Below are 16,323 nucleotides of genomic sequence, written 5' to 3' on the forward strand. Positions count from 1 at the left end.
TTCAGACTCTCGCGTGATGGGCTCGCATCCCGCCGCCACAATGCACCTGCGCCGAAGGCGAAATTGATCACCCCGGCTCAACGCGGTCCGGGAGGCATCCAGCAGAGATTCGAACAGGAGAACGCCGCCAGAATGAAGACATGGTCCTTGCTTCCCAAAGTAGCAAAATCGACGGCACAAGATGACCGAATTGACCTCATGTCGCGATACAGATGCCGTGAGTCGCGATTTCACGTTGCGGATGCAGGCGCCTTCTGCACGCGATGAGCGGATGCCAGAATGTTCGAAACTGCCCGGTAAGCGAAGACTATGCCGGGGCCGATGGTGATGCCTGCTCCCGGATAAATTCCACGCATTGGTGAGGTCATATCATTGCCGCAGGCATAAAGACCCGGGATTGGCACGCGTTCTGCGTCCAGAACCTTGCCGTAGCTATCGGTCGCCAAGCCAGCGGCTGTGCCGAGCGTTGCCGGAACGATCGGCAGCGCGATGAAGGGGCCACTCTGGATGGGCCCAAGATTTGGATTTTTCGTTCCTACCGAGGGATCGCCAAGCGTGCGGTTGAACGCCGATTCACCGCGTTTGAAGAGCGGATCGACGCCAGTGGCGGCGTGCGCATTATGCTCCTCGACCGTCCTTTGGAGCTCGCCGGGATTCAACCCAATTTGCATGGCTAGCTCCGGTATCGTTCGGCCCAGTGTGACGTAGCCGAGCCGCGCGTACTTTCGGATACTCAGCGTCCATGGCCAAGGCAGCAGATGTCCCATGCCCCTCAGCCGAACGAACTCCTGATCGCAAACGAAGTAGAACCGCTTGTCTGCGGGATATCCGTTTCCAAACATCGCGAGGCAGATATCGTGGTATGAATTGGATTCGTTGACGAAACGTTGCCCATTCGGGGCAACCGCGATGACGCCGGGTCGTCCGCGGTCGAGCCATCCGTAGGGGACGATTTGGGAGCCTGTCCCACTCCTGAGCATCGAGACTGGAGTCCAGAACCCTGCAGAAGCGACGTCCTTGTCGATTGCAGCTCCGAGCTTCGAGGCAAGGTTAATGCCATCGCCTGTAACATCGGCATGAGCCAGCGTGTCGTCATGCTGGTGTGGGCCGCTCAGCTCGGCTCTCAGCTGCGCGTTGCGCGCGAAGCCGCCGGTCGCGAGAATGACAGCGTGGGATGCGCGCACGCGGATCTCAGAATTGCCGCGTTTGACGATTGCCCCTGTGACGCGCCCGTCTTCCATGACGAGCTCAACGAGAGGAGACGCCGGCCATATTTCTACGCCTAACTTCCGCAAACTCACGAGCAGGCGCGCAATCAGGGCATTGCCTCCGCTGAACTCGGTGCCGCGCCTGTAGCTCAAGCGATCCCGCGCGTAGCGAGTCACGCGACGCAAGACATGCTTGAGGGAAGCAAACGATTGGAACGGATTCAGGAAGCTTCGGACTTCGCTGGAAGAAATCATCATCCCCCCGAGCACAACCCGAATGGGGTCGCCGATCAGATCGAAGTCGGGGCCGAGCAGCCGCGCATCGTAGGGTGCAGGGCTGAGTGCCCGGCCTTTGTCGGCTCCGCCGATCTGGCTTGAGTGATAATCGGGCGCGGAGGCCAGCGTGAACTTGACCTCTGTCCCGGTCTCGAGAGCGGCAAGCGCAGTCGGCCCGTCCTCAAGATAGGCTTCGATGAAGTCTTGCCGATAGTAATTGCCAAGCTCATGCTCGAGGTATGTCCTGGCTTTCGGAAGCGAGTCATCGATTTTGGCGGAGCGCGCCTGAAGCGAACAGGGAACCCAGATCATGCCATTCGACAGCGACGTGGTCCCGCCGAGACGCGAAGACTTTTCGCAAACCGTCACGCGAAGTCCATTCTTTGCGGCGTAGAGTGCCGCCGAAAGGCCGGCTGCCCCGCTACCGACTACGAGCACCTCTGTTTCGAACGTTTGAGTAGCATCTATTGGTGGCAATGCCGCTGTCCTTTGTTCGCCTGATTGGTTGATCGGCTTGTCCATCTCCGCCTCGCTGCGGTGTTTCTTTGAACGTCAGTGATGTCGCGGAAGGGGAACGGCTTTGAACTCCTCTGCCGCCGCTTTGACCGAGCGTTCAATCGGTATTCGTTCGATTGAGGAGGCCCCGACAAAGCCGACACACTCAGTCGACCGATAGACCTCGAATGTGTGCTGGGGCTCCGCGACTGCCCCACCATGACAGAGCAGGATGACGTCCGAGCGGACCGCTTGCGCGGCCGCGTTGATCTCGTTGATGCGCTGGATCGCCTCCTGGATGGACTGGCCCTCCTCATGGCCCACGAGCCCGCCGCGCGTCGCGCCGACATGTGGGACGATGCAGTCGGCTCCGCTGCTTGCCATGGCTTTGGCATCTTCGGGGCTCGCAACGTAGGCAAGCGAGAAGATGTTCTTCTTGCGGGCAGTCGCAATCATCTCGAGCTCGCGCTCGAACCCAAGTCCAACGCGACCGCGGCGGTCACGCCATTTCTCTCCCATCGTGGAGATGGTCGGATAGTTGATCACACCGGAGAATCCGGCGGCTAGGAAATTGTCGAGAAGATCGTCGAGATCGAGCCGCAGGGGATCCCAGGCCTCGACGCCGCCTATGACGGGTACGGAAGACACGACGTTGCGGATTTCTGCCGCAAGCTCCAGCGTACGCGCGTTGGAGTCACCAATACGACTGGTGGGGAGCCCCATGAGCCGCGAGAGCCCAGTAGAGTAGACCACCAGCATATCCGCCCCTCCGAGTGCCGCGCATTTTGCGACGAGGCCGCAGCTGCTCGCCGCGGCAAGGACCGCTTTTCGCTCCGCGACCTGACCTGCAATCCTCGAGAGAATTTCGGTTCGCTCAAACATCTGCACGGGACGTGCCTCCTTGACCTAATTGTTTGAGGAGCCACGTCACGGCGGCCTCGGCAAATTCGGGGTCGTTGATGTGACAGTCCAGCTCGCAGACAACGATCTCTGGCCGGAGATTGTCCTTAACTGCCTGGAGCCATGCCCCATCGGCATCGGCATCGCGAAAGACGCCACCCTCTCGGTCGTAATCTGACACGCCTTTGGCTGGCCAAAGCACGGCTGCCGGCCCGCGTGCTTGCGAGAGCCGCTCGGCCGTAACCCGGCCGATTTTTGCGCTCTCCGCAGGCGTGGTTCGCATCAGTGTCGTGTACGGTGTATGTGAATAGAAATGGCGGCCGCGAAATTGATCGGGAACGCTGGCCGGTGGACCAAAATTGACCATGTCGATCGCGCCGGGCGCGATGACTTGTGGGATTGAGCGGCGCGAGGCCGCCTTGAGCCGATCGGGCCCGGCGCTGGCCGTGCCTCCCATGAGTTCATCGGCCAATTCCGTTGTGGTCAGATCGAGCACGGCATCGAATTCGCCGGCGGCAATCAGCTGCTCCATTTTGCGACCGCCAGCACCGTTGGCAGGAAAAACGATCGCGTCTGCGCCGGCCTCTGCAAGACGTGCGACGCATTGAGTTGCCGCGGGCGTCGTCACACCGAAGGCCGTGATCGCAACAATCGTTCTTTCGCACCCATGCTTGGCCGGCACATAGCGCATGGCCGCAATGGCTCGGCCTGCATTCTCCAGCACCCTTGCCGTGAACGCGTTAATGCCGAAGAAATCGACCAAGGTCGGATAGAGCATGATGTCGTTGTGGATCGCGAGTTCGGCCAGGAGCGCTGGTCTTGCACTGGTCACCAGCAGCTTGGGGAAGCCGTAAGGCAAATCAGACACGACCTCGCCGAAAACAGCGCTTCCCTTGCCTCCTGCAATGGCCACAATCGCGCTGATTGCGCCCGAGGCGAGCAGGCCAGCCACCTTTATGCGGGTAGCTGCGGCAATCTCTTTCAGGAGCTCGGCGGGCGAGGCTGAGCGCGCGCGGCTCGCGTCAGTTGCGTGGGCGGCCTTCACCTTATTATTCGAGGTCCCGATATCGATCAGGATGGTCTTTCGGCCGCATGTTTGGATGATGTCCGAGAGGAAGGATGCTTCGGGGCCTTTGGTGTCCAGCGTAGCCACGATTGCAACCGCGCCTGAGGCGCCGGCCGAAATCCCAGATCGATTACCATCCCGGACCGACCCCTGGTCGCCCGTGCAATGGTGAGACACGATCTTCCTCCCGGATCATTCTTAATAGCATGTGGTCTAAACCGAGCCGACGCTGGCTATAACATCGGCGAGGAGTGTGATTGGGTAAGATTGGGTAGATGCCCTGAAACGGCGGCTTATAGGAAGACTGCCGGCCTCCCCTCAGCTTTTCTCAAAAGCGCGTCCTTCTGGAACTTGATGTAGCGTGTCTGTGGGCTCGACCAAGCAATCCTGGCGCCCCTGCAAGCGCAACCCATGCCCCGGAGCCGGAGTGCATTCGGCAAAGGCCGCCGCGCCCTACGAATTGGACGTGAGGACCTCCGTCCTCAGCAACAAACCGCCGGGCCCGTGGTGGCCTATTCGTGCTGCACGCCGGCGCAATGCCCGCCCCCCTGCGAAGGTCACACGTTTGCGGGACGTCATCGACTGCGCCGAGACACTCTGTGGCTGTGCGATTGAGCGGGCCTAGCAGGGGCACTGCGGTCACGACGCACAAAATTCACCTTCGCGTCTTCATTTCCGGGAGAAGCGCGGCGTCTTCGGTGTCATTAGGCGAGAGCTGCGCCGCCGCTTCCCCATCGAGCCCATGATCGGACACACAAAAGCCGAAGGTGACCTCGGCCACGTACCTCAAGTGCAGCGCCGACGCAAATGTCATCCTCTCAGCCGTTGGCCACAACATGCCGCCGCATCCTCGCTGACTCAGACAACGCTTGAGCGGCCTGTTCGCCGGACTGCTATGGCGAACCCTCGCCTGCTCCGCCAAGCTCACTTAGCGAGTGAGTTAACTATCTCGGACTGGCGCTAAAAACTAAGGTGCGAGGTACCGCAGAAGTTCCGGATTGCCGCGGACATCGCCTGCCGCGCCGTGCAGCGCGATGCGGCCGCGATCGAGTACGTACGCGTGGCTCGCCACGCGCAAAGCGAGATCCAGGTGCTGCTCGACGATGATCACCGCGATCTCCTTGGTGAGCGCAGTCAGGCGTTCAGTGATCTCCTCGATCACGCCGATCCAAACTCCCTCGGTCGGCTCATCCAGCAGCAGCAGCTTTGGGCTTCCCAGTAGCGCACGCCCGATCGCTAGCATCTTACGCTCGCCGCCCGAAAGAGTGCCGGCTGCCTGATCCAAGCGGTGGCCGAGCTTGGGAAAGATCGTCAGGACCCGATCAATCGCCGAAGCGTCGGTGTTGGAGAGCGATCCCACTGCGAGATTATCACGTACCGAGAGGCGTGCGAACACCGAGTGCTCTTGCGGCACATAGCCGATACCGGCGCGCACACGCTGCTCGGTCCGGAGGCGATTGAAATCGTGGCCATCAAAGAAAACCTCGCCTCTCCAGCTTGGTAGCTCGCCGACGATGGCCTTCATCAGCGTGGTCTTGCCTGCACCATTCCGGCCAAGCACGGCGACACCGCCGCGCCTAGGAATGCCGAGGGTAATGTCAAACAGCACCTGGCTGCGGCCATAACCCGCGTCGAGATGCCTTATGTCGAGGAACTGTTGTTTAAGCACGGCGTAAGTAGATCTCCTGGACACGTTTGTTGGCCTGGATCTCCGCGACGCTTCCTGTCGCAAGCACCTTGCCTTGGTCGAGGACGGTGAGGCGGTCGCAGATATCGCGGATGAAATCGAGATCGTGCTCTACGATAACGAGAGAGCAATGCTCTTTGATTGGTCGCAAGAGTTCGCCGGTGACGCGGCGCTCCTCCAGACTCATGCCTCCGGTGGGCTCGTCCAAAAGCAGGAGCCGGGGCTTGCCCGCGAGCGCCATCGCAATCTCCAGCCACTGTTGCTGACCATGAGAAAGCGCTGCTGCGGCATCAAACGCGCGATCGGCAAGACGAAACTGGGTGAGCATCATCATGACTTGGTCGTGCAACTGTCTGCGGCTGCGCGAGAACACAAGATCAAGAAGCGAGCAGTGCCCCTGCAGCGCGAGCAAGATATTGTCGTAGAGGGTGAGGGTTGGCAGCACCGATGTGATTTGGAACTTCAGGCTCATGCCAGCCCGAGCGCGCTCGGTGGGCGTGAATGCGGTGATGTCAGTGTTGATGAAGCTGACCTTGCCTTTCGTCGGCACTTCCGCCCCGGCAATGCACTTCATCAGCGTGCTTTTGCCCGAACCGTTCGGCCCGATCAAACCGTGGAACTCGTTCTCGCCGACCGTGAGAGCCGCGCCATCGAGTGCCGTAAGCTTGCCAAAGATCTTTCCAATGCCTGCGGCTTCAAGAAGCGGCATGATGCTGCGCCCTCTTCTTGCTTTGCCCTTTCGCGGCGAAGCCACCCACGCGCTCGCGCTCCGTCAACACTATGCTGATAAGCCCGAGCGGCCGGAAAAGGATCACGAGTAGCAGGAGCAGGCCCAGAATGATCGGCCAGATGTCGCGGTAATTGTCCGACAGCCAGAAAGAGAGGCCTTCGACGATGGCCGTACCGATCACCGCGCCTATCAGCGTGCCGGAGCCGCCGAACAGCACGTAGAGCACGACCTGCGTGGAGACCACAACGCCGATCATGTTGGGCCACACAAAACCCTCGTGGAAGGCATAGAGGCTGCCGGCCAGGCCTGCGATGGCGCCGCTGATCGCGAACACTATGGCCTTCAGATGCTGTGTCTTATAGCCGAAGAAAGCGATGCGCTGCTCATTCTCGCGGAGGCCAGCGAGCGCGAGACCGAACTGCGAGCGCACCAGGAAGCGGCATGCTAAGTAGACAATGACGAGAAGCCCCAGTGCGAGATAGTAAAAGATCGGCCCTTCCGAGAGTTCGTAGGAGCCGAGCGTCATCGGCGGAATCGAGGGAATGCCGTTCTGGCCGCCAAGATAGTACCAGCCTCGCGCGAGACGATCGGCGGCATAGGCGCCGGTGAGCGTACCGAGCGAAACGAAGATCACGCTGGCTGGATGCCGGCCGAGTAGGAGGAAACCACCGAGCAGCAGCGCGAAGACGAGGCCGATTAGTGTGCCCGCCGGCAGCACTAAAAGGATTGAGGTGATGTCGAGATCGCGTGCAAGCAGCGCGACGCCATAGCCTGCCGAGCCGAAGAAGAGGGCCTGCCCGAAACTCATGATCCCGGCATACCCCCACACCAGATCGAACGAGAGAGCGAAGATCGCCAGGATCACGACGCGCGTCGCAAACACCGTAAGATAGTCGTGCAGCATCACCGGGAGGACTAGTGCTCCAATCAGCACTAGCCCTTCGATGATGAGCAGGACCCGTCGCGCAGGGCCAACTTGCCCTGCAAAGGCGGTTTCCGCCATTTCAGCCGTCGCACAGTTCACTTCTAATGTGGGCACCGATGGCCTCTCTACCGCGCTCATCGCTTCCGCCGCGACTCGTCAGCATTCCCTGGGATCAACAAGCCCATTGCTACGTTCCACGATTTCAAACTTCCCGCTTTTGCACACCGCCGTGTACATGTTCATCTTACAGTGCCGCTTGCCCGGCACCATCTCGGCGGGACCGCCCGGACTTTCCGCGATCTTGGCGTGATCGAGCGTTGCAGCAACCGACTCGCGATCGACCTTCCCGGCTTCCTTGACCGCGGCCTCCCAAAGTTTCAGACCGCGATAGGTGCTGGGCGCGGCACTGCTCGCGGCAAACAGGGAATCTCCAGGATAGTCCTTTTCATAGGCCGCCTGAATTCTGGCGGAGACGGGATCATCTTTGGCGACTGCTTTGTAATAGTCGAGGCAACTCGCAAGCCCTTCCATCTCATTGACCGGATGGAGGCTAAGATAATTCTCATCCTCATTCACGGCAGCAAGCCGTCCGCCGTTCTTGAGATAGCCCGCTTCATAGAGCTGCTTGAATAAGGGGCCGACACCGGGTGGAATGACAGTGTTGAAGACAGTGTCGACCTTGTTAGAGATAATCCCGTGGACAGTAGCGGAGAAATCGACCTGGTCGAGAGGATAATACTCCTCGAACACGACCTCGCCGCCATTTGCGTCAATCAACTTACGGGCGTATGCATTAAGATTACGCGGCCAGATATAGTTAGAACCTGGAAGGGCAAACCTCTTGCCGCCGTTTTTGATCAGCCAAGGGATAAATGTGTCGCATTGCTGCGCCGGCGTGGCGCCGGTGCAGAACAGGTATGGTGTGCATTCCTGACCTTCATAGAATTGTGGATAAATATAGAGCGTCTTGCCCCGTGATACGATTACATCCTTGATCGCGTTGCGCATCGAGCTCGCGAGGCCGCCGAGGACCATGTCCACCTTGTCGCGCTGGATCAGCTTGCGCACATTGCCCACCGCCACCGATTCATTAGAGGCGGTGTCTTCGATATAAAGCTCGAGCGGCCGGCCCAAAAGTCCGCCGGAATTGTTGATTTCCTTGATCACCATTCTGGCGACGTTGGCATCCGCCTTTCCGGCAAAGCCGATTGGGCCGGTGAGATCGATCGCGATGCCGACCTTGATGGGGCCTTCGGCCGCATTGGCCCAGTCGGGGCGGATCACCCAACTGCTGGCTCCTGTGGCGATCGCACCAGCCGTGAAAGCGAAGTTCGAAAGGAAACGACGACGTGTGAGTTGGACGCGATCAGCAATCATATGACTACACTCCCCTTTGCGCGATGAGGCCTTGCGGGCGGAACTTGATGAAACAGATGGCAAGCACGAAGACGAGCACGTCGGCGACTACCGGTGCCACTGCCCAAGGTAGCGCCGCGGTAAGAGCGCCGATTACGCCAGCCCCTGCCACCGGTCCGATGAAGGAGCCGACGCCACCGACCATGACGGCAACAAATCCCTGGATCAGAAAACGAATTCCGAGATCGGCAAATAGATCGAAAACCGGCACGATAAGCGCACCGGCGAGCCCCGCTAACGCTGCGCCGAAAGCAAAGGTGGCGCCATAGATGAACGTCGTCGAAACGCCAGAGGCGCGCGCCAGCGCTGGATTTTCCAGCGTCGCCCGAACGCGCAGGCCGAAGCTTGTGCGCGACAGGAGCAGATAGCAGGCCCCCATCACCAAACCCGTGATCACGAGTATCGCGAAGCGCCAGGCCGAGATGTGCATCGTGGCGATAGCGATAGATCCGCCAATCGGCTCCGGAACCGTCAGATAGAAGCCGCCAATCAGGCCCCGCACCGTTTCTCGGATGATAAGACCGAGGGCATAGGTGCCGAGCATCGCCACGATCGGTGCCGCATAGAAGCGGCGGATAATGAGTGCTTCGAGTACAAAACCCAGCAATCCGACGAGGATCGGTGCGGCCGCCATACCGACCCAAACGGGGAGACCATGGCTATAGGCGAGATACGTAATATAGGCACCGAGCAACACGAACTCGCCTTGGGCAAAATTGAAGATGCCCATCATGCTCGCTATGACTCCGAGGCCCAGTACGATCAGGACCATGATCGCGCCGAAGCTGAGAATGTCGAATGCCGCCATGAATGCGTTAGTCATATGTTGCGATCCACCCGGACGCCATCGCAGCCCGTCTCACATCTTCTTCCAGTCGCCCATCTGTTCGAAAGCATGGGCGGCGCGGTAGACGGTGGATTCCTCGAAGTAACGACCGACCAGCATCAGGCCCACTGGTAAGCCGTCGACCATTCCGCAGGGCAGTGACATGGCTGGATGATGCGTAATGTCGAATGGCGCGGTATTGGTGAACATCTCGATGGCGCGCGTGAAATAGTCTTCGCGACTGGCGCCGGCAGGCGGCAGCGGCGTTGCCTTCATCGGCGTCGTCGGCATGAGTAGAAGGTCATAGGTCTCCAGAGCCTTGTCGTATGTTGCAGCGAGGCGGCGAGAAATATTGACGGCCTTGCCGTAAAACCTGGAACCAAAAGTGTTGTTGATGTACGTGCCGAGCAACAGGAACAGCTTGTTCGTCTCGGACAACGAGTCTGCCTGCCGCCGCCACCCGCGATGGAAATCCATCAGGGAGGTCGGGTACAGATCGCCTCGGCTGAGACCATAGCCGTCGCCGAACATCATGGTCTGGACGGCGCCCTCGGTTCCGATCGGGGTCCAGATCGCCGCCCCGAGGAGATGCATCGGAATGGAGACGGTCTCAACAGTCGCACCGAGATCTTTAAAGCGCTTGGCTGCCTCGCGTACGCTTTCATTGACCGCAGCCTCCGCGGACGGCTGCTCGAAACCTTCCTTAAGGATGCCGATCTTCATCCCTTTGATGCCTGCACCCAAGGCCTTGGTGTATTCGTCAACCTTTGGTGCCTTGATGCGCGAATCGTAGCCGTCGTCACCGGCGATCACCTCGAGCAGCAGCGCGTTATCGGCCACTGTTGCCGTGATCGGTCCGGTGTGATCAATAAAGACCTCGATCGGCATGATGCCCGTGTAGGGAACGAGACCCCAGGTCGGCTTCATACCGTATGTGCCGCAGAACGAGGATGGCATGCGGATCGAGCCGCCTTGGTCGCCCCCGATCGCCATGTCGACCTCGCCGAGCGCGACCACAACCCCGCTTCCCGAGGAAGAACCGCCGGCCGAATAGCCCATCCTGTGTGGATTATGCACCGGACCGGTCGCATTGGTGTGGCTGCCACCCGAGAGACAGAAGGCCTCGCAGTGAACCTTGCCGGCAATCTCGGCACCAGCATCGAGCATGCGCGTAACAATGGTGGCGTCGAAGTCGGGTACGTAGCCTTCGAGGGTGGCCGAGCCATTCATCATGGGCACCCCGGCCAGCATGATGTTGTCCTTCAGGGCCACCGTCTTGCCCTTGAGCTTGCCGCTCGCCGCGCCCTTCACCGTCGACTTGCGGTACCAGGCGTTGCGCGGGTTCTCCTCCGGCGACGGCCGATAGCCCGGAGTGCGTGGATATTTGACGACCGGCAATTCGTCGGGCATTGCAGCGACGAGATTGTACGCTTCGAGCGAGCCCTGCATCAGGCCTCGGAACGAGGCAACGTCCTCATCGGTCAGTGAGAGACCACACTGTTCGGCGATGCTACGAAGCTGGGTTGGCGTGGGAAGGGCGACTGACATGAGGCTCTCCTAAGAAATTTCATCCCGGCATTTGGACGTGCCGCCCATCGATTATTCTACGATGGCCACTTACTCGCCACATACTGCGGAGCAAGTGCATTCGCCCGAAGTGGGCGCGCAACGTGATCTGGGTAATATTGGGTAAAACGACTCCGGTGCTGAATGCGTTTGGCGGTGTGGAGCCCCTGCCGACCCCGCCCACCTTGCCACTTCCTGTCGCGGTCCACGTCGGATGTTCCGAAGATGCGCGACGATTCAAGCAAGCCAGCATCATCAGCTTGGAGTTGCAATGTGGCAGCGATCTGACAGAGTAACGCGCTGCATTAGCAGCTAGTTTCCGCAGGGAAACATCCAGCTACTTCATCTTGGAGATGTGCCCCAAACATTTAATGGCCAAACGTTGAAGGCTGCGACGTATCGATTCAGTTCCCTTCGGCGCGCCGCCAAGTATGGGGGGCCGTGCCAGTGCTGCGCTTAAATTCACGACTGAAGTGATAGACGTCGCAGAAACCGCAGCGTTCGGCGATAGCATCGAGCCCCGCGTCAGTTTCCAAAAGTAACTTTTGCGCCATCAAAATGCGCTCTCGGATCAGCCAGCGCCGCGGACTGATCTGTAGATACCTTTGGAATAGCCGCCGCGTTTGCGCGGCACTGAGCCCGGTGACGGAGGCCAGTTCCTCGGCATGCCAGGATCGCGCTGGAGCCTGCCGCATCTTTGAGACGATGGCGCGCAATGGGTCTGGAAGACGAGACTCACCGTGCTTGGGTGAAGGCGCTGCTATGAGGTGCAGCAGTTCTGCCACAAGGTGATTGAGGGCCATATCGACGTTATCATCTCGAGCGCGCAAGACACCAAACAGCTCTTCGAACCACCGGTCGATGTTGTTCGGCGCCAATATTGTTGCGAGGGTTGCACCACCGCCGAACACCTTTCGCCGAATGGCTGCACAGTTTGGTCCGTCGATCCGTACCCATAGAACGGTCCAGGGATCGCTCTCGTCGGGCCAGTGCGCATGCGGTGTCTCGTTGGCGATCCACATCAACTGATTGCGCCCAACACTCAATGTCCTTCCCTCGCTCGATACGAAGCCACGACCCGCTGTGCAGTAGAGAATGTCCTGGCCCGGATAGCTATCTCGCGCGATGTGATGGTCAGGGGCAGTGATGACTTTACCAGCCCTCAGCACCGTAAAGGCGCACCGAGTCCAGGCGACATCAGGAAGGACATACTGATGGCTCTCAGGGAAAAATGTGCGCTGCGGTATTTTTACCATGCGCGTTTTATATAAATCAGAGCGTGCTTTGTCCATTTCTACGCACGAGCTGCACATCTATGCTCGCTCACAACGACTAATAAGCAAACTCGCCGATGGGCCATTCTGGATGCACGTTTTGTCTCCTTGGGCGGCTGCTGCGAGTATTTAGGGAGGAGCTGGTGTCAATACTCAGCGCCCGCGAACAGCGCCGTCACGCTGAGCGCCGCACTTCCCTTATGCCGATATCGTGGAGGCAATCCACACAAGCGCGAGCTTTAAGCACCTTCAAGGGAGGAATCGATGGGTAAACCGAAAATCACCGTCGTTGGCAGCTTCGCAGTGGGACTTACCATTCGGGCTCCGAACATTCCCGTCTTCGGCGTCACAATGCTCGGCAGCAGTTTCGATATGGGGCCTGGCGGAAAGGGCTCAAACCAGGCGGTTGCGACCGCGCGGCTGGGGGCGGACTCCTCGCTGGTGGCCATCATCGGCAACGACAAGTTCGCCGACATCGCAATCGATCTGTTCAAGGCCGAGGGCGTTGGTACAGCGCATGTCAAGCAAATCGCTGAGAGCCCGACGGCGGTGGGCTTCATCATTCTCAACGAGCGCGGTGAGAACTTCATCATCATGGACTATGGCGCAACCAACGCTATGGATCCGGCTTATGTAGATCGCGCCGAGAGCCGCATCCGGGAGAGCGACGTCGTCATGGCGGTGCTCGAACCCCCGGTCGAGGTAGCAATGCGAGCCATGGAGCTGGGCCGAAAACATGGCAAGAAAACTGTCCTTAATCCAGCTCCCGCCGCGCCGCTTCCTGATGAGATTTTCCCGCTAGTCGATTACCTGACGCCGAACGAGAGCGAACTTCGTATTCTGCTCGGTCTACGGCCGGACGATCCGCGCCCTTCGCGCGAGCTAGTGGAGATGCTGCGCAAGCGCGGCGCCGCCAATGTGATCGTAACCCTTGGCGACCGCGGCGTGCTCATTGTGACCGACACGATCGATACAGCCATCCCAGCCGCCGAGGTCGACGTCGTGGACACGACTGGCGCTGGCGACGCGTTTAATTCCGGCTTCGCCGTGGCTCTGGCCGAAGGACGGGATGTGATCGAAGCCGCGCGGTTCGGGGTTTGCTGCGGCGCCCTGGTCTGCACCAAGCTCGGGGTCATTCTTGGCATGGCAACACGCAGAGCAGTCGAAGAAATGTATCGTACAATTTTCGCGTCGGCTTGAAAGGAATCAGAATGAGCCTGAACCATATGCTTCCAGATGCCGACTTGGCCTGCTCCGTCGTCAAGAGAAGCAATAGCGAGGTGAGGATCGGCTGTCAGCCAGCGTGTCGAAACCCGCCGCACTCCGTTTGGCATGGTCTCGCTGTCGCTGCAGGGCATCCGCATATCGAACCATGTGCACAGTGATGGCCGGCGGCTTGACGACTTTGTACATGAACGCTCGACCGCAGGACGACACGCAGTTGATAGGGGGCGAGGCGACCCTCCGAAATGTCTTCACAGGCGCCGAATCGACGCGCCGGACCTTTGGCAAAAACTTCGAGAGCTAGTGAGCAAGATGCCGCGGATTTACGATTGGGCCGCGCGCGAAGCTGAGCGCACGGTGACCGTAGCCGATCTGTGCGCGGCCCGAGACTCGGGCAAGCGCTACACTCAAGTCACCGCTGAGACGGCGGACGAGGCAGCAGCTGCGGAGAAAGCTGGTGTCCAGATGCTGGTTGCCCGCGCCCGTAACGTGGAGGCCGTGCGCAAGGGTTCGAAACGGCTTTTCGTCACTGCGGCGCTGGGCTTTGCCGATGCCGTAACCCGGGACGATATCCTACGCACCGCATTGAAGGCGCTGACGGACGGCGCCGATGCGGTGATCACGGCACGCGGCATGGCGACTGTCTCTATGCTCGCAGCCGAAGATATCCCGGTCGTGGGTCACCTGGGACTCGTTCCAAGGAAATCGACCTGGGTCGGAAAGCTTCGCGCTTTCGGCAAGAATGCCGATGAAGCCTTGACGCTTTTTCACCGCTTCCGCCGCCTCGAAGAGGCCGGCGCTTTTGCAGTCGAATGCGAGGTTATCCCCGCCAGAGTCATGGCAGAGATCCGTCGGCGAACCGGACTGGTGACGGTTTCGCTTGGCTCCGGACCTGATGCCGACGTGATCTTTCTCTTCACCGAGGACATATGTGGTGGCGAAGGCCGGCGGCCCCGGCACGCCCGGACCTATGGGAACCTGCAAGCGCTGCAAGAGCGTGTCAAGGAAGAGCGTGTGAAAGCCCTCAGTGCATTTCGCGCTGACGTCAGTGCGAATGCGTTTCCGGGGCCGCAGGAAACCTCGATTATCGACGACGACGAATTCGCCGCGTTTATGTCAAGGCTGAAACAAGAGGGCTTTTGAGTTTTGATCTGAGTCTCGTGCGGGCGATAACCGCGATGATGTCTCGGCGCCTGAGGATCTGGCCGCGTAGGCGAGCCTCTCTCTTCAAAACGTTGATGGAGTAGCAAATATGGATGACATCCTATACGGGGCGCGCGACAAACGCGGGAATTGGACACCGAACAAGAGGCCCGAACGCGCGCCGATTTTTGTCTGGCCAGTGCAACCGAAGAAAGTTATTCGTTGGTTGCCGGGGTACTTCTTGCCCTGGAATACCCTCTATTTCGTGATCTCGCTTGTATCGTGGATCTATCTGACACCCGCGCTTGATACAATGCGGGAATTCCGCGCTGACTGGATTTTGCTCATTCTGCTGCGCAACGCTGGGCTAACGCTCCTAGTCTATGGCAGCTTTCACTTCATCCTCTATATCCAACGGCGCCAGGAAACCAACTTCAAGTATAATGCAAAGTGGCCCGACACCGACAATACGGCCTTTATGTTCGGAAGCCAGACGGCTGAGAACGTGTTTTGGACCATGTGTAGCGCGGCGCCAGTATGGACCGCATACGAGGCGGCCACCTGGTGGCTCTACGCTAACAGCTATCTGCCGTACGTCGATTTCGGACAGCACCCGGTGTACTGCGCCATCCTCGTGTTGGTGATGCCGGTCTGGCGCGAGTTGCACTTCTATCTGATTCACCGGCTCATTCATATCGGGCCGCTGTACCACTTGGTACACAAAGTACACCACAAGAACGTAAACCCGGGGCCGTGGTCGGGCTTGTCAATGTCTCCCCTTGAACACATCGCCTATTTTTCCGGCGTGCTGATCCATTTCGTCGTGCCCTCCCACCCGGTACATGCAATGTTTCAGCTCATGCACGCAGGGTTGTCCGCCGCGAAGTCTCACACCGGTTTCGACCGGGTGGTCGTAGACGATGCGAAGGCCGTCAACACAGACAACTTCTATCACTACCTCCACCACAAGTATTTCGAAGTGAACTACGGTGAGCGTCGCATCCCGCTCGACGAGTGGTTCGGCACAGCTCACGACGGTTCTCCGGAAGCGGACGAGAGGATGTACAAACGCATAAAGGCCAAGAAGTGGGCGCGCGGCAGTTAGCTCTGATGTTGCGGAATGTCCGTCCGGCTCTCTTCTTACTAGCCCTGCGCAGGTGCGGGAGCCTCCCGTCCGCCCGCCAAGGACATTTGCGCGGGTCGCGGATTTGCCAAGGCATCGGTGCAATTGTTGCGATTTAGATTCAGAGGGATACGGAATGACTAGCCAAGGAGAATGGGTTGCCGCCTGTGCTACCAATGCATTGATGCCCGAAGAGACCCTTCGCTTCGATCATGGTAGCTGCACGTTTGTAGTTGTTTGCTCTCCCGAGGGAGACTACTTCGCGATCGATGGCCATTGCTCCCACGAGAAAGTCCATCTAGCGGATGGCATCGTCGACGGCGGAATCATTGAGTGTCCCAAGCACTTCGGGACCTTCGATTACCGAACGGGCGAGTCGCGTGCTTTGCCCGCATGCGTCGACTTGCGCAGTTACGAGGTGAAGGTCGAGAACGACACCGTCTTCATCAAGCTCTAATTGGAGC

The 16,323-nt window shown here is 59.3% G+C and carries 14 protein-coding genes and 1 pseudogene; 5 read left to right on the forward strand and 10 right to left on the reverse strand.

Annotated elements, in window-relative coordinates; genetic code table 11:
* Nucleotides 1–230: 230 nt before the first annotated feature.
* The 3 genes from IVB13_RS34740 to IVB13_RS34750 are packed head-to-tail and all read right to left on the reverse strand — an operon-like array spanning nt 231 to nt 4,032.
* The gene (locus tag IVB13_RS34740) at nt 231–2,006 is read right to left on the reverse strand and encodes an FAD-dependent oxidoreductase (protein WP_247491972.1); all 1,776 of its coding nucleotides are present in this window, start codon (nt 2,004–2,006) and stop codon (nt 231–233) included.
* A 30-nt stretch (nt 2,007–2,036) separates the two neighbouring features.
* The gene (locus tag IVB13_RS34745; RefSeq protein ID WP_018457725.1) at nt 2,037–2,861 is read right to left on the reverse strand and encodes a phosphoenolpyruvate hydrolase family protein; all 825 of its coding nucleotides are present in this window, start codon (nt 2,859–2,861) and stop codon (nt 2,037–2,039) included.
* Entirely contained in the window at nt 2,854–4,032 is a 1,179-nt protein-coding gene (locus IVB13_RS34750; RefSeq protein WP_247491974.1) for a Tm-1-like ATP-binding domain-containing protein, read from the reverse strand. The genes IVB13_RS34745 and IVB13_RS34750 overlap by 8 nt, the downstream gene beginning before the upstream one ends.
* Before the next feature lie 352 nt (nt 4,033–4,384).
* Here IVB13_RS34750 and IVB13_RS34755 point away from each other — a divergent pair.
* Nucleotides 4,385–4,781 (forward strand): annotated as a pseudogene (locus IVB13_RS34755) (IS5/IS1182 family transposase); the annotation flags it as partial.
* Between the two features lie 131 nt (nt 4,782–4,912).
* On the opposite strand, the gene IVB13_RS34760 reads toward IVB13_RS34755, so the two are convergent.
* The 7 genes from IVB13_RS34760 to IVB13_RS34790 all read right to left on the reverse strand — a co-directional run bounded on the left by IVB13_RS34760 (nt 4,913) and on the right by IVB13_RS34790 (nt 12,387).
* Entirely contained in the window at nt 4,913–5,614 is a 702-nt protein-coding gene (locus tag IVB13_RS34760; RefSeq protein WP_018457728.1) for an ABC transporter ATP-binding protein, read from the reverse strand.
* Nucleotides 5,607–6,341: an ABC transporter ATP-binding protein gene (locus tag IVB13_RS34765; protein WP_018457729.1), complete on the reverse strand. Its 735-nt coding sequence runs from the start codon at nt 6,339–6,341 to the stop codon at nt 5,607–5,609. The genes IVB13_RS34760 and IVB13_RS34765 overlap by 8 nt, the downstream gene beginning before the upstream one ends.
* Nucleotides 6,328–7,365 (reverse strand): branched-chain amino acid ABC transporter permease, encoded by a 1,038-nt coding sequence (locus IVB13_RS34770; protein WP_247396732.1) that lies wholly within the window; start codon nt 7,363–7,365, stop codon nt 6,328–6,330. The genes IVB13_RS34765 and IVB13_RS34770 overlap by 14 nt, the downstream gene beginning before the upstream one ends.
* Before the next feature lie 78 nt (nt 7,366–7,443).
* Complete coding sequence (locus tag IVB13_RS34775) at nt 7,444–8,664, reverse strand: substrate-binding protein (RefSeq protein ID WP_247491975.1); 1,221 nt, start codon at nt 8,662–8,664, stop codon at nt 7,444–7,446.
* A gap of 4 nt (nt 8,665–8,668) precedes the next feature.
* Nucleotides 8,669–9,526, reverse strand: a complete 858-nt coding sequence (locus IVB13_RS34780) for a branched-chain amino acid ABC transporter permease (protein WP_026233434.1) — start codon at nt 9,524–9,526, stop codon at nt 8,669–8,671.
* A 36-nt stretch (nt 9,527–9,562) separates the two neighbouring features.
* Entirely contained in the window at nt 9,563–11,077 is a 1,515-nt protein-coding gene (locus IVB13_RS34785) for an amidase (protein ID WP_247360286.1), read from the reverse strand.
* A gap of 422 nt (nt 11,078–11,499) precedes the next feature.
* Nucleotides 11,500–12,387, reverse strand: coding sequence for an AraC family transcriptional regulator (locus IVB13_RS34790; RefSeq protein ID WP_247413197.1), 888 nt, complete (start codon nt 12,385–12,387; stop codon nt 11,500–11,502).
* A gap of 246 nt (nt 12,388–12,633) precedes the next feature.
* Here IVB13_RS34790 and IVB13_RS34795 point away from each other — a divergent pair, with 246 nt between their 5' ends.
* The 4 genes from IVB13_RS34795 (at nt 12,634) to IVB13_RS34810 (ending at nt 16,316) form a co-directional block, all read left to right on the forward strand.
* Entirely contained in the window at nt 12,634–13,569 is a 936-nt protein-coding gene (locus IVB13_RS34795) for a ribokinase (RefSeq protein ID WP_247491977.1), read from the forward strand.
* Nucleotides 13,570–13,905: 336 nt separating this feature from the next.
* Nucleotides 13,906–14,736 carry a 3-methyl-2-oxobutanoate hydroxymethyltransferase gene (locus IVB13_RS34800; protein WP_247492181.1) on the forward strand — a complete coding sequence of 277 codons (831 nt, stop codon included), beginning with the start codon at nt 13,906–13,908 and terminating at the stop codon, nt 14,734–14,736.
* 109 nt (nt 14,737–14,845) lie between these two features.
* Entirely contained in the window at nt 14,846–15,841 is a 996-nt protein-coding gene (locus IVB13_RS34805) for a sterol desaturase family protein (protein ID WP_247491994.1), read from the forward strand.
* Between the two features lie 154 nt (nt 15,842–15,995).
* Nucleotides 15,996–16,316, forward strand: a complete 321-nt coding sequence (locus tag IVB13_RS34810; RefSeq protein ID WP_018457738.1) for a Rieske 2Fe-2S domain-containing protein — start codon at nt 15,996–15,998, stop codon at nt 16,314–16,316.
* Nucleotides 16,317–16,323 lie beyond the last annotated feature (7 nt).

It is taken from the genome of Bradyrhizobium sp. 17 (assembly GCF_023073515.1).
In the GTDB taxonomy this organism is placed as follows: Bacteria; Pseudomonadota; Alphaproteobacteria; order Rhizobiales; family Xanthobacteraceae; genus Bradyrhizobium; species Bradyrhizobium canariense_D.